This window comes from Nonomuraea africana, assembly GCF_014873535.1.
In the GTDB taxonomy this organism is placed as follows: Bacteria; Actinomycetota; Actinomycetes; order Streptosporangiales; family Streptosporangiaceae; genus Nonomuraea; species Nonomuraea africana.
The window spans coordinates 1,187,182-1,200,159 of record NZ_JADBEF010000001.1; the positions used below are offsets into that span (position 1 = coordinate 1,187,182).

Genomic DNA, 12,978 nt, shown 5'->3' on the forward strand with positions numbered 1-12,978 from the left:
GCTGGAGGATTACGGGCCATGACGACGCGCTCCAGCGCGGTTTCCGACGGCTGCGGTCCAGATCGTGAAAGCGACCAGCAGGACGCAGACGGCTGCGATCGCCGCGACCACGGCGGCCACGCCGATCCAGGACGTCGCGAGCGGCAGCAACAAAATGACGGTGACGCAGCCCAGAACCGCAGCGGGAAAGATGACGGGCTCTGCGACGACAAGCGCATGTACCGCCCACAGCAGAGCGAGATACGAACTGACCGGGATGGCGACGGCGTAGCCGAGTGCCGACGGTGATGCCGCAACGTAGTGCCCGCTCTGCTCCACCGCCACTTCGAGCCCGGCGCCGAGGGCCGCCAGGGCCGCGAAGATGCCGTAGTGGCCGTATCCCCACAGGTAGGACCGATGACGGCGATCCCTGAGACCTTCGCCGGACTGTACGAGGAAGTACAGCCACCAAAGAGCGAACAGCAGGACGAGGCCGGAGCCGGCGATGACGACGAAGGGACCGCTGATCTCACCCGCTTCGAGCGCTCCTTCGACTCCCCTGCTCGCGGCCAGGACACTCTCACCGAGCAGAATGATCGTGAACAGGCCGTAGCGCTCGGCGATGTGGTGCGGGTGCCAATTGGTGGCCCTGGCCCGCTCCGCCCACCGCGGCACCGCGAGTTCCAAGACGACCAGGCAGACGAAGAGCGGCAGCTGGAAGGATGCGGACAGAGCGCCCGTCTCCACGAGCGCGAGCCGAAGCAGCCAGCCCAGCTGCACGAGGCTGATGCCGGCGGCGTAGCGCAGGGCGGTGCGGCGGCTCGCCGGGTCTTCGAGCGCGGCCCGTAGCCACTGGGTGACGAGCCCGACCCTCATGATGAGGTACCCCAGCGTGATGATCCCGAGATCGGAGTGGCCGACCGCGGCGGGCACGCCGGCGGCGAGCACCAGCACGCCGGCCATCTGCACCATGGTCAGCAGCCGGTAGGCGACGTCGTCGGTGTCGTAGGACGAGGCGAACCACGTGAAGTTCATCCACGCCCACCAGATCGCGAAGAACACCTGCAGGAACGGGACCAGCCCGGCAAGGCCATGACCGTCGGCGATGTTGTGCGCGAGCTGGGCGGTGACGGCCGCGACCGCGACCACGAACGTGAGGTCGAACAGGAGCTCGAGCTGGCTCGAGACACGATGCGGCTCGTCGATGGGACGAGCGTTCATCCGGACCCGGATCCGGATTGCGGTGCTGGCGGGTGGCAAGAGCTCGCTCCTGTCGCTGCGTGGGTCCGTCCTGTCTGCAAGACAGGGCAGGTTTTGGTTGTCTCAGTCTGTCGATCGAAAATAGGTGCCGCGTTCGCGTTCCGCCCGTGTGCGACGGTGTGACGCTTGTCCGCAAGCGCTGAGGCGTCTCACCGGCTCTCGTGGGCCTGGGCGCGGAACGTGCGGCGATAGGCCGTGGGCGAGACGCCGATCGCGGCGGCCAGGTGCTGGCGCAGCGAGGCGCCGCTGCCCAGCCCTGCCTCGGCCGCCACGCGGTCCACGGGCAGGTCCGTGGTCTCCAGCAGCCGCCTCGCGTGCTGGAGGCGTTGCTGGGTGAGCCACTGGAGCGGGGTCATGCCCACCTCGTCGCGGAAGCGCCGGGAGAAGGTGCGGACGCTCATGCGTGCGTGCCCGGCCAGTTCCGACAGCGTGATCGGCGCGCCGAGCCGCTCGATCGCCCACGCGCGGGTCGCCGAGGTGCCGGCCGCCGACGGCGCGGGCACCGGGCGCTCGATGTACTGCGCCTGCCCGCCCTCGCGCCAGGGTGGCACGACGCACAGCCGTGCCACCCGGTTGGCCACTTCGCTGCCGTGGTCGCGGCGCAGGATGTGCAGGCACAGGTCGACCCCCGCGGCGACGCCCGCCGCGGTGAGCACCCTGCCGTCGTCGACGAACAACACCTCCGGATCGACGTCGACCGTGGGGAACGTCCGCTGGAAATGATCGGCCTCGTTCCAGTGCGTGGTCGCGGGGCGGCCGTCGAGCAGCCCGGCGGCGGCCAGGACGTACGAGGCGGTGCAGATCGACACGATCCTGGCCGCCGGCCGGACGCGGGCCAGCGCCAGCGCCAGCTCCTCGGGCAGCCAGTCCCTGTCCCGGTCGGGGCCGCACGTGAACGGCGGGATCACCAGCGTGTCCGCGCTCTCCACGACCTCGCCGCCGTGCTGGACGGCGAGCGCGAAGTCGGCGTTCGTCATGACGGGCCCACCGTCGAGGCTGCAGGTGAGGACGTCGTACAGCGGCTCGCCGCGCGTCCCCGTGGCGGTGCCGAAGATCCGGACCGGGATGCTCAGCTCGAAGGGGTAGACGCCCTCGAGGGCCAGGACGACGACGCGATGCATGGCCAGATCCTTCCACATCTTGGCGATCTGGCCACTCGTGGCAGCCCCTGGCCACCCGGCATGCTTGTCGCGTGAACGACATGGGAGGAACAGGCATGATGCGCGCTATCGGACAGGACTCTTTCGGCGGGCCCGAGGTGTTGAAGGTGATCGAGGTGGAGCAGCCGGTGCCCGGTCCCGCCGAGGTGCTGGTAAGGGTGCATGCGGCCGCGGTCAACCCGACCGACGTCTGGCACCGGGCCACCGGTGGTCTCGCCGGCGGTGCGGCGCCGGTCAGACTGGGCTGGGACGTGTCGGGAGTGGTGGCGGCCGTCGGGCCGGGCGTGACCACCCTTGAGCCCGGCGACGAGGTGTTCGGCCTGCCGCGCCATCCGCTGCCGGCCGGAACGTACGCAGAGTACGTCACCTCTCCCGCGCGGCACCTGGTCCGCAAGCCGGCCGAGCTCTCCCACGAGGAGGCCGCCGCGCTGCCCCTGGCCGCGCTGACGGCGTGGCAGGCGCTGGTGGACACCGCCGGCGTACGGCCCGGCCAGCGAGTGCTGATCCACGCCGCGGCGGGCGGCGTCGGTCACCTGGCGGTCCAGATCGCCAAGGCGCGCGGCGCCTACGTCATCGGCACCGCGCGCTCGGTCAAGCACGACGTCGTGCGGGAACTGGGCGCCGACGAGGTCATCGACTACACCCAGGTCGACTTCACCGCCGCGACCGGCGACATCGACGTGGTGATCGACGCCATCGGCGGCGAGTACGGCCCGCGCTCGCTGCGGACGTTGCGCCCGGGCGGCATCGTCGTGTCGCTCGCCTCACCGGCCGAGGCCTACCTCGCGGCGGAGGCGCGCCCGCTCGGGCTGCGCGCGGCGTTCATGATCGTTGAAGCCGACCAGGCGGGCCTGCGGGAGATCGCCTCGCTCGCCGCCTCCGGTCGCCTGCGCCCGCGGATCGAGGCGACGCTGCCGCTGGAACTGGCGGGCAAGGCCCATGAACTCGCCGAGAGCGGCCGCACCACCGGCAAGATCGTCCTGACGGTCGGCTGACGGGGCCGCGCCACGACACACCGCGAGGACGCCGACGAAGGCTAGATCCAGCCCCGTTCCTTGGCGCGGGCGCCGATCTGGAAGCGGTTGGCGGCGCCCAGCCTGCCCATCAGGTCCGCGACATGGCCGCGGAAGGTGCGCACGGACACGCCCATCGCACGCGCCGCCACCTCGTCCTTGCCCAGCCGGTCGAGCAGATCGAGCACCTGCTTCTCGACGGCGCTCGGGTCGGCCGCGTCGGGTTCAAGGTCGGTCGCCCTGCTCCAGGCCTGCTCGAAGAGCCCGATCAGGGTCACGATGATGCCGGGCTGCCTGATCACCAGGGCTCCGGCGGCCGGATTCCCCGGCTCGATCGGCACGAACGCCGTCTCGCGGTCGAAGATGAGCAGGAGCTGGATCGGCTCGTCGATGACCCGGTGGCGGTCGCCGGCGCGGTGGATCTCGCGGAAGTAGGCGGCCACCTCCGGATCGTCCAGAGTGGTGCGGTGCACGATCGACCGGTGGCGGACGCCCGCCTTCAGCTCGGCCAGCACTCTTTCCCTGACGCGGGGATCCACCCGCGACCGGGAGGGATGCATCGACAGGACGTCTCTGGCGTTGGCCGATGCCTGCCAGATCCGCTGCTGGGTCTGCTCGATGCCCTCGATGCGCTCGACGAGTTCGATCGGCGCACCGGTGGTGTGCTCGGCCATCAGCGACGGCAGCACCGAGGTGACCTTGCGCAGTTCGCCGCTCACCTCGTCCAGCCGCCGCTCTATCAGGCGTTCCATCGCGGCCTGAGGGCCGACGACCGTGACAGCGCCGTCAGGACCGATCTCCAGGAGGCGTAGCTCCAGCAGCCGCTCGACGACGGTCCTGTCGATGTCGGCGGTATCGGTGCCCGGATTGCGCAGGAAGTAGCGGTAGACCTGCTCCTCGTGCGGGGAGATCCCGAGGGCTGCCAAGCTCATGCGGCGAATCTACAGATCTCTGCATGTTGCTGCGGGGACGCCGGAAAAGCATGCAACAACCTGAAAGCCGATCATCTTGGCAGTATCGCCACCGCTGGGCCAAGGTGACCATCGCACGCGCCCTTTCCCACGCGGGAAAAGGACCGTTCCTGGGGCCGACGAGCCGCCCGGGCGTCCACAGCATCCGCCGAGCGACGCGATGACCATCCATATCGATCAAGGAGAACGACCATGACCACACGTGATCTCACACTCGTCCTGGGTGGCACGGGCAAGACCGGACGGCGGGTGCTGCAGGGGCTGGCCGGGCGCGGGGTGCCGGTGCGGGCGGGCACGCGCGGCGGCGACCGGCCCTTCGACTGGCACGACCCGGCCACCTGGGAGCCCGCGCTGCAGGACGTCCGCGCGGTGTACGTCTCCTACTATCCGGACCTGGCGGCGCCCGGCGCGCCCGAGGCGGTCGGCGCGTTCAGCAGGCTGGCGGTGGCGGGCGGGGCCAGGCGGCTGGTGCTGCTGTCCGGCCGGGGCGAGGAGGAGGCCCAGGACAGCGAGAAGCTGCTGCAGGACTCCGGCGCCGACTGGACGATCCTGCGCGCCGCCTGGTTCAACCAGAACTTCAGCGAGAGCTACCTGCTGGACCCGGTGGTGGAGGGCGAGCTCGTCCTGCCGGCCGGCGACGTGCCCGAGCCGTTCGTCGACGCCGACGACATCGCCGACGTGGCCGTCGCGGCGCTCACCGACGACCGCCACGTCGGCGAGATCTACGAGCTGACCGGGCCCCGGCTGCTCACCTTCGCCGACGCCGTCGCCGACATCTCCGCCGCCACCGGCCGCCGGATCGGCTACCGGCAGGTCGCCGCCGACGACTACGCCGCCGCGCTGACCGGCGCGGGGGTGCCCGAGGACGTCATCGCCCTGCTGATGTACCTGTTCACCACGGTGCTGGACGGCCGCAACGCCCACCTGGGGGACGGCGTGCGGCGCGCCCTCGGCCGTTCGCCCCGCGACTTCGCCGACTTCGCCCGCCGTACCGCCGCCGGCGGCCTCTGGAACCAGCGCTGACCACCACCCCACCTCTTGGAGACCGGCTTGAAAACCCTCAGCACCATCGCCCTGATCCTGTCGACGCTCAGCGCCGGACTGATGGCCGGGCTCTTCGCCGCCTTCAGCTACTCGGTGATGCCCGGCCTGCGGCAGAGCACCGACCGCACCCTGGTCGAGGCCATGCAGAAGATCAACGTCGCCATCCTCAACCCGGTCTTCCTGATCGTGTTCATGGGCGGCCTGCTCTTCACGCTCGGCGCCGTGGCGCTGCACTGGCAGGGCGACCTGCGCCCCGCCCTGCCCTGGGTGATCGCGGGGTGCGTGCTCTACCTGGTGATGTTCGGCGTCACCAGCGGCGTGAACGTGCCTCTGAACGACCAGCTGGCCAAGGCGGGCGACCCGGCGAAGATCGCCGACCTGGCGGCCGTGCGGGAGGCGTTCGAGGCGCGATGGGTCACCTGGAACATCGTCAGGGCCCTGGCCGCCACGGGCTCGTTCGGCTGCTTCATCTGGGCACTGATCGTCCACGGGCAGTCCCGCGTCTGATCGCGGACGTCCGGTGTCGGTTCGACAAGGGTGACGTGTCGGGATGGTGAGCCGTTCGCCCGTCCGGTACGTCAAAGGGGCATGAAGATCTGGCCCATCGTGCTCCTCCTGGCTCTGAGCGTCGGCGTCGCGCAGCCGGCCCAGGCGGTCACCCCCACGACGAAGACGCTGGTCACACTGCACAAGGAGGGCGGATTCGCGGGTCTGGACGACCGCGTGATCGTGTACACCAACGGGTGCGTACGGCTGAGCCGCCGCACCGGGCCGACCATCGACAAGTGCCTGACCGGTAAGGAGAACCGGACGCTGCGCGGCCACCTGAAGCAATTGCGTCTCGGACGCTCTGAGGCGCGGCCGCAGGGTGCCGACTTCATCAAGTACACGCTCGCCTACCGGGGTCACCGCGCCAGCCGCTACACGCTGTCCGCCTCCTGGAGCCCGGTGGTGCGTGACCTGGAGCAGGTCCTCGAGAAGTACTGGGCGCCGGACTGAAGAGAACTTTCAAGCGGCCGCCGCGCCCCCTGAGCGCCTTTCGGGGGACGCGGCCCGGAGGGCTACGGGGTGCCATCACGACGCCCTGGTTCGTGGTGAACGGCACAAACGATCCGTTCTTCGCCGTTGACGCATGACCACGCTGCAGCTCGGGGACCGATGGGGAGTACGGAGGCCGGATCCCGCTTCCGCCGGGCGAAAACCTCGCCTGGTACGTGGAGGTGCAGAGAGGTACCGCAGCGGACCCCGGATTCGTCAGCAGCGCGGTCAAGGTTGAGCCGGCCTGCCCTCCCGCCTGATGAGCGGTGCCGGGTGGCGACCGCCGCCGGTCAGGGGCCGAGTCTGCGGAGATGGGCGCGGCGGTGGACGAATCCGCCCACCATCGCGGCCACCCACACGAAGAACAGCACCTTGAGCACGGAGAAGCCGCCGACCGCCAGCGCGATGATCAGCGCGAGCAGCAGGAGGGGCGCGATCGGGCCGGGACCCCTGTGGCGGCGCCGCAGGTGGTGTGGGCGCCCGCGGTGTGCGAGGTGGCGCCGGTGATGGACGGCCATGGCCGCCGCGGGCCACCGGAAGTCGTACTCCTCGGGGAAGTGAGGGGCGGGCCCCGGCAGGTCGGCGCAGACCCGGGCCAGCTGGCCCGCGGTCTTCGCCGTCAGGGTCAGGTCGAGACGCTCGTCGAGCTCCTCGCGGGTCAGGCGGCCCTGCGCGTAGTGCTCGCGCAGGGCCTCCATCGTCCGGTCGCGCTCGGCGTCGCCGATGCGCAGTTCGTCAGCTGTGGTCATGGCGGGAGGTCACTCCTCGTCCGGGTCGCCGTCGGCCAGGATCTGGTAGAGCTTGCGGCGCGTCTCGACCAGCGCCTTGCGGGCCTCGCGCACCTGCGCCTCGGTGCCGGAGTGCAGGATCTGCATCATCGCGAAGGCCGACTGCTTGGCGATGTCCATCAGCTCGGCCGAGTTGTCGTCGATGTCGGGACGCATCGCGTCCCACGGCGCGCGGACCTCGTCGGGGTGCTCGGCCATGTAGGCCAGCCCGGCCTCGGTGAGGCGGAAGGTCTTGCGGCCCTCGTTCTCCTCGGCGATCACCAGGCCCTCGTCGGTGAGCTGCTGGAGCGCCGGGTAGACGGCGCCGGGGCTGGGCTTCCAGCCGCCCTCGCTGCGCTCGGCGATCTCCTGGATGATCTGGTAGCCGTTGCGCGGTTCCTCGGCCAGCAGGGCGAGGATCGCGGAGCGGACGTCGCCGCGCTTGGCCTTGCGGCCGCCGCCGAATCCGTGCCGCCCGAACGGCCCGCCGGGACCGCCCCATGGACCTCTGCCGAACTCGAAGGGGAACGGCGGCCGGCCCCTGCCGCGCTGCCTGTGCTCGTGCGGGCCGCCCTCCGGGTGCGGGCCCTGCCTGTGGTGGTGATGACCGCCGTGCTGCCACGCTCCGGCCATCATGCGGAACGCCTCGCGGGCGGCCCGCTTCATCTCGCGGGGGTCGGCCCACTGGCCGCCGCCCATTGCCTGTGCGGAACTCATGATGTGTTCTCCATTCATACGCGATCGACTTTCGACCGCTCTCGATGCTTCAAAGATATATCGCTAACGTTCGGACAGCAAGCCCCGTTCTCGGACCCTTGCGACGGCCGGGCCGGAAGTGACCTAGATCACGAAAAAGTCGCGGAATTCGGGAACATGGGCGGGACGAGGGCCGTTATCTAGAGCAGACGAGGTCGTTCCACGTCGGCAGGGCTGGGGGGTGCTGTCGCCGCGGTAACGACCTCGTCTTTTTCGTGCCCGCCCGCGCCGCGCGCTTTGCCGTACCATGACGTAGCGTGATCTTGACATGATGGGGCACACGCACGCGCTGACCGGAGCCGCCGCCTGGCTGGGCCTCGCGCCCGTGTTCGCCGCGCTCCCCCTGGTGAACGAGTCGTCCAGGTTCATCGAGACGGGCATCATGGCGGGCGCCCTGACCCCCGCCGAACTGATCGCGGGCGCGCTGGTGTGCGCGGGCGCCGCGATGCTGCCCGACCTCGACCATCCCAGCGCCACCATCGCCCAGACGTTCGGTCCCGTGACGTGGCTGCTCAGCAAGGCGGTCTCGTGGCTGTCCGGCGGGCACAGGGGGGCGACGCACTCGCTGGTCTTCGCCGTCGCCGCGGGGTTCGGCGCGCACTACCTGGCCGGCACCTATCCGATCGGCAGGGACATCCTCGTCGTCCTGCTCATCGGCCTGTCCCTGCGCGCGATCGGCGTCGGCATCCCGGGCAACAAGATGGGCTCGGCGATGGTCAACGTGGGGCTCACGGCGGGGCTGTACGTCGTGTTCATGTCGCTGGGTGTGGGCTACGCGTGGCTGGGGCTCGCGGTGGGGGTCGGCTCGCTCATCCACGTGGTCGGCGACTGCATGACCGAACGCGGCTGTCCCGTGCTGTGGCCGATGGCCTACAAGTTCATGCTGCCGTGGAAGATCGGCATCAAGACCGGCAAGAAGTTCGAGCAGAAAATTCTCGCGCCGGTACTTTCGGTGGCGATTGTCGGCCTCCTCTTCTGGCGCCTGGCGTACTAGCGGGTAACTTGATGTCGAGATACTTTCCCCGATATCTTGATGTCAAGAGACCGGCCCGGCCTCCTGGTTAGGGTGACCTAACGTCACGGGAGGTCGCATGGTGCGGCAGGATTTTGTGGGGAGCGAACCCGACGCGGTGAGCGGAACGGCGAGCGACCCGAGAACCCGTGAACTTGTCTAACGAGGAGGCGAATCACCGTGTCCGCGAACAGCTTCGGCAGCCGTGACACGCTACGCGTCGGCGACGCGTCGTACGAGATTTTCCGGCTGGACGCCGTCGAGGGCGCTGCCCGCCTCCCGTACAGCCTGAAGATCCTGCTGGAGAACCTGCTCCGCACCGAGGACGGCGCGAACATCACCGCCGACCACATCCGCGCGCTGGGCCAGTGGGACCCGAGCGCGGCGCCCAGCGTGGAGATCCAGTTCACGCCCGCGCGCGTCATCATGCAGGACTTCACCGGCGTGCCGTGCGTGGTCGACCTGGCCACGATGCGCGAGGCCGTGCGCGACCTCGGCGGCGACCCGGCGCGCATCAACCCGCTGGCCCCCGCCGAGATGGTCATCGACCACTCGGTCATCGTCGACTTCTTCGGCCACCCCGACTCCTTCCGGCGCAACGTCGAGCGCGAGTACGAGCGCAACCGCGAGCGCTACCAGTTCCTGCGCTGGGGCCAGACGGCCTTCGACGAGTTCAAGGTGGTCCCGCCCGGCACCGGCATCGTCCACCAGGTCAACATCGAGCACCTCGCTCGCGTGGTCATGACCCGTGACGGGAAGGCCTACCCCGACACCTGCGTCGGCACCGACTCCCACACCACGATGGAGAACGGCATCGGCGTGCTGGGCTGGGGCGTCGGCGGCATCGAGGCCGAGGCCGCGATGCTCGGCCAGCCGATCTCGATGCTGATCCCGCGCGTGGTCGGCTTCAAGCTCACGGGCAAGCTGCCCGCCGGCGCGACCGCCACCGACCTGGTGCTCACCATCACCGAGATGCTGCGCAAGCACGGCGTGGTCGGCAAGTTCGTCGAGTTCTACGGCGAGGGCGTCTCCTCGGTGCCGCTGGCCAACCGGGCCACGATCGGCAACATGAGCCCCGAGTTCGGCTCCACCTGCGCGATCTTCCCGATCGACGGCCAGACCATCGACTACCTGCGCCTGACCGGCCGCTCCGAGGAGCAGATCGCCCTCACCGAGGCCTACGCCAAGGAGCAGGGCCTCTGGCTCGACCCCTCGGCCGAGGAGCCGGTCTTCTCCGAGTACATCGAGCTCGACCTGGCCACGGTCGTCCCCTCGATCGCGGGCCCGAAGCGCCCGCAGGACCGCATCGCGCTCAGCGACGCGAAGCGCGCCTGGCGCGCGGCGGTCAAGGACTACGCGACGGAGGTCGACCTCGGCCCCGCCGACGAGGCCTCGGCCGAGTCCTTCCCCGCCTCAGACTCCCCGGCGATCAGCCACGACGGCAACGGCGACCAGCCGCACGCCGCCGCGCTGAACGGCGCGCGCCCGCACAAGAAGGTGCCGGTCACGCTGGCCGACGGCACCTCCTTCGAGATCGACCACGGCATCGTCTCGATCGCCGCGATCACCTCGTGCACCAACACCTCCAACCCGTTCGTCATGCTGGGCGCCGCCCTGCTCGCGCGCAACGCGGTGGAGAAGGGCCTGACCCGCAAGCCGTGGGTCAAGACCTCGCTGGCCCCCGGCTCGCAGGTCGTCACCGGCTACTTCGAGCGCTCCGGGCTCCAGCCGTACCTCGACAAGATCGGGTTCAACCTGGTCGGCTACGGCTGCACCACCTGCATCGGCAACTCGGGCCCGCTGCCCGAGGAGATCTCCGCCGCGGTGCAGGAGCACGACCTGGCCGTCACCGCGGTCCTGTCGGGCAACCGCAACTTCGAGGGCCGCATCAACCCCGACGTGAAGATGAACTACCTGGCCTCGCCGCCGCTGGTGGTCGCCTACGCGCTCGCGGGCACGATGGACATCGACCTCGACACCGAGCCGCTCGGCACGGGCGCCGACGGGCAGCCGGTGTTTCTCAAGGACATCTGGCCCTCGCCCGAGGAGGTCGCCGAGGTCGTCAGCTCGTCCATCGGGCGCGAGATGTTCGAGCGCGACTACGCCGACGTCTTCAAGGGCGACGAGACCTGGCAGTCGCTGCCGATCCCGACCGGCAACACCTTCGAGTGGGACCCCGCCTCCACCTACGTGCGCAAGGCCCCCTACTTCGACGGCATGCCGGAGAAGCCCGAGCCCGTCACCGACATCACCGGCGCCCGCGTCCTGGTCAAGGTCGGCGACTCGGTCACCACCGACCACATCTCGCCCGCGGGCTCCATCAAGGCCGGCACGCCCGCCGCGCAGTACCTGCAGGCCAACGGCGTCGAGGTCAAGGACTTCAACTCCTACGGCTCGCGGCGCGGCAACCACGAGGTGATGATCCGCGGCACGTTCGCCAACATCCGCCTGCGCAACCAGATCGCGCCGGGCACCGAGGGCGGCTACACCCGCGACTTCACCCAGCCCGACGGCCCGGTGTCGTTCATCTACGACGCCTCGGTCAACTACGCCGCGGCCGGCACGCCGCTGGTGGTCCTGGCCGGCAAGGAGTACGGCTCCGGCTCCTCGCGCGACTGGGCCGCCAAGGGCACCGCGCTGCTGGGCGTCAGGGCCGTCATCGCCGAGTCCTACGAGCGCATCCACCGCTCCAACCTGATCGGCATGGGCGTCCTCCCGCTGCAGTTCCCCGAGGGGCAGACGGCGGAGTCGCTGGGCCTGACCGGCGAGGAGAGCTTCGACATCACCGGCGTCGAGGCGCTCAACCAGGGCTCGATCCCCGGCACCGTCCACGTGAAGGCGGGCGAGGTGGAGTTCGACGCGGTGGTCCGCATCGACACGCCCGGTGAGGCCGACTACTACCGCCACGGCGGCATCATGCAGTACGTGCTGCGGTCGCTGCTGGCCAAGTAGGACTTCCCGCCCCGCGCCCGGCCATCAGCCGGGAGCGGGCGCGGGAACCCGGCCACAGGCCGGGCGGGCGCGACCCTCAACGCGCCCTTCTCGGGGGAACCACCCGATCTGACCGCCGCCCCGCGCACCACCCCGCGCGGGGCGGCGGCGTGCGTTCCGGCCTTCCCGTACGGCGGGCCGGCCCGCGCCCCGGCCGGCGCCGCCGGTCTCAGGACACCTTGGCCGAAGGCGCCGACCAGGTGTCGCACGCCGAGGGTGACCTGGCCGCGTAGCCACGCTGGAGCCAGTACGCGCGGCCGGCGCCCTTGCCGTGGCTGTGCCGGCCGTCGGGCTCGTCCCCGCTCGCCCGCACCGTCTCGACCAGCGCCGTCCAGTCCGCGGGGGAGCGGCCCAGCGAGCGCCACACGCTTCCCGCGAAAACCCCCGCCAGGCAGTCGGCCTGCAACTCGTAGCGGCGGCCGAGCTCCGCCTGGTCGCCCTTGCGCCCGCGCACCAGCCTCTCGTAGGCGCTCCTGACGCCCGCCTGCTGCTGCACGTGGTGACCGTACTCGTGGGCGGCGACCTTCAGCGGGTACAGGTCGGTGCGCCCCTCGATCCACGGCCCTTCGAGGGTGAAGACGAGCGTGGCGCGCTCGGTGCAGTAGAAGGCGGCCGCGCCGCCGGGCCACGGCAGCCCGCACACCGTGTCGCGCGGCTCCTCCACGTAGAGGACCGTGGGCGCGCGGTAGCGCAGCCCCGCCCGGCGGAGGTGGGCCGACCATCCGGCGTCCATGCACCTGACGATCGCGGTGAGGTACTCCTTCGAGCGCGGGATGCCGCCGGAGATCAGCGGTGGTTCGGGACAGGAGGCGGCGCGCAGCCTGCCGGTCTCGTAGAGCAGGCGGGGCGGCCCGACCCGCGCGCCGCCGGTGGCCTCGGTCTCGCCGAGCGCGGCGGGGGCCGGTACGGTGAGCGCGCCCGCGGTGACCAGGGCGAGGGCGCAGGTGGTGACCCGGGGAAGGGTGAGTTTCACGCTCATGGAGCATA

Annotated in this window: 12 protein-coding genes; 6 read left to right on the forward strand and 6 right to left on the reverse strand. The window is 70.5% G+C overall.

Going from position 1 to position 12,978, the window contains the following annotated elements; all coding sequences use genetic code 11:
• Positions 1-9 precede the first annotated feature (9 nt).
• Entirely contained in the window at positions 10-1,200 is a 1,191-nt protein-coding gene (locus H4W81_RS05415; RefSeq protein ID WP_192773750.1) for a low temperature requirement protein A, read from the reverse strand.
• Between the two features lie 188 nt (positions 1,201-1,388).
• Positions 1,389-2,360 (reverse strand): GlxA family transcriptional regulator, encoded by a 972-nt coding sequence (locus tag H4W81_RS05420; RefSeq protein ID WP_192773751.1) that lies wholly within the window; start codon positions 2,358-2,360, stop codon positions 1,389-1,391.
• A gap of 95 nt (positions 2,361-2,455) precedes the next feature.
• Between H4W81_RS05420 and H4W81_RS05425 the strand changes: the two genes are divergently transcribed.
• Entirely contained in the window at positions 2,456-3,394 is a 939-nt protein-coding gene (locus H4W81_RS05425) for an NADP-dependent oxidoreductase (RefSeq protein ID WP_397127169.1), read from the forward strand.
• Between the two features lie 41 nt (positions 3,395-3,435).
• On the opposite strand, the gene H4W81_RS05430 is transcribed toward H4W81_RS05425, so the two are convergent.
• Positions 3,436-4,344, reverse strand: coding sequence for a helix-turn-helix domain-containing protein (locus H4W81_RS05430; RefSeq protein ID WP_192773752.1), 909 nt, complete (start codon positions 4,342-4,344; stop codon positions 3,436-3,438).
• Between the two features lie 231 nt (positions 4,345-4,575).
• On the opposite strand from H4W81_RS05430, the gene H4W81_RS05435 reads away from it, so the two are divergent.
• The 3 genes from H4W81_RS05435 (at position 4,576) to H4W81_RS05445 (ending at position 6,426) form a co-directional block, all read left to right on the forward strand.
• A complete protein-coding gene (locus tag H4W81_RS05435) occupies positions 4,576-5,406 on the forward strand; it encodes an NAD(P)H-binding protein (protein WP_192773753.1) in 831 nt (276 codons plus the stop codon).
• 27 nt (positions 5,407-5,433) lie between these two features.
• Entirely contained in the window at positions 5,434-5,934 is a 501-nt protein-coding gene (locus H4W81_RS05440; protein ID WP_192773754.1) for an anthrone oxygenase family protein, read from the forward strand.
• An 81-nt stretch (positions 5,935-6,015) separates the two neighbouring features.
• Positions 6,016-6,426 carry a hypothetical protein gene (locus tag H4W81_RS05445; RefSeq protein WP_192773755.1) on the forward strand — a complete coding sequence of 137 codons (411 nt, stop codon included), beginning with the start codon at positions 6,016-6,018 and terminating at the stop codon, positions 6,424-6,426.
• A 329-nt stretch (positions 6,427-6,755) separates the two neighbouring features.
• On the opposite strand, the gene H4W81_RS05450 is transcribed toward H4W81_RS05445, so the two are convergent.
• Entirely contained in the window at positions 6,756-7,214 is a 459-nt protein-coding gene (locus H4W81_RS05450; protein ID WP_192773756.1) for a DUF1707 SHOCT-like domain-containing protein, read from the reverse strand.
• A gap of 9 nt (positions 7,215-7,223) precedes the next feature.
• Entirely contained in the window at positions 7,224-7,949 is a 726-nt protein-coding gene (locus H4W81_RS05455; RefSeq protein ID WP_192773757.1) for a PadR family transcriptional regulator, read from the reverse strand.
• 307 nt (positions 7,950-8,256) lie between these two features.
• Here H4W81_RS05455 and H4W81_RS05460 point away from each other — a divergent pair, with 307 nt between their 5' ends.
• Positions 8,257-8,982: a metal-dependent hydrolase gene (locus H4W81_RS05460; RefSeq protein WP_192773758.1), complete on the forward strand. Its 726-nt coding sequence runs from the start codon at positions 8,257-8,259 to the stop codon at positions 8,980-8,982.
• A 192-nt stretch (positions 8,983-9,174) separates the two neighbouring features.
• The gene (acnA, locus tag H4W81_RS05465; protein ID WP_420538745.1) at positions 9,175-11,952 is read left to right on the forward strand and encodes an aconitate hydratase AcnA; all 2,778 of its coding nucleotides are present in this window, start codon (positions 9,175-9,177) and stop codon (positions 11,950-11,952) included.
• A 208-nt stretch (positions 11,953-12,160) separates the two neighbouring features.
• Here acnA and H4W81_RS05470 read toward each other — a convergent pair whose 3' ends face one another.
• Positions 12,161-12,964 carry a neutral zinc metallopeptidase gene (locus H4W81_RS05470; RefSeq protein ID WP_318781539.1) on the reverse strand — a complete coding sequence of 268 codons (804 nt, stop codon included), beginning with the start codon at positions 12,962-12,964 and terminating at the stop codon, positions 12,161-12,163.
• Positions 12,965-12,978: the final 14 nt, after the last annotated feature.

Excerpts from the sequence above, each read along its gene's own strand:
- H4W81_RS05425 (WP_397127169.1), top strand. The coding sequence starts at position 2,456 with ATGATGCGCGCTATCGGACAGGACTCTTTCGGCGGGCCCGAGGTGTTG.
- H4W81_RS05420 (WP_192773751.1), bottom strand. The coding sequence starts at position 2,360 with ATGCATCGCGTCGTCGTCCTGGCCCTCGAGGGCGTCTACCCCTTCGAG.
- H4W81_RS05460 (WP_192773758.1), top strand. The coding sequence starts at position 8,257 with ATGATGGGGCACACGCACGCGCTGACCGGAGCCGCCGCCTGGCTGGGC.
- H4W81_RS05455 (WP_192773757.1), bottom strand. The coding sequence starts at position 7,949 with ATGAGTTCCGCACAGGCAATGGGCGGCGGCCAGTGGGCCGACCCCCGC.
- H4W81_RS05445 (WP_192773755.1), top strand. The coding sequence starts at position 6,016 with ATGAAGATCTGGCCCATCGTGCTCCTCCTGGCTCTGAGCGTCGGCGTC.
- H4W81_RS05415 (WP_192773750.1), bottom strand. The coding sequence starts at position 1,200 with ATGAACGCTCGTCCCATCGACGAGCCGCATCGTGTCTCGAGCCAGCTC.
- H4W81_RS05430 (WP_192773752.1), bottom strand. The coding sequence starts at position 4,344 with ATGAGCTTGGCAGCCCTCGGGATCTCCCCGCACGAGGAGCAGGTCTAC.
- H4W81_RS05450 (WP_192773756.1), bottom strand. The coding sequence starts at position 7,214 with ATGACCACAGCTGACGAACTGCGCATCGGCGACGCCGAGCGCGACCGG.
- H4W81_RS05435 (WP_192773753.1), top strand. The coding sequence starts at position 4,576 with ATGACCACACGTGATCTCACACTCGTCCTGGGTGGCACGGGCAAGACC.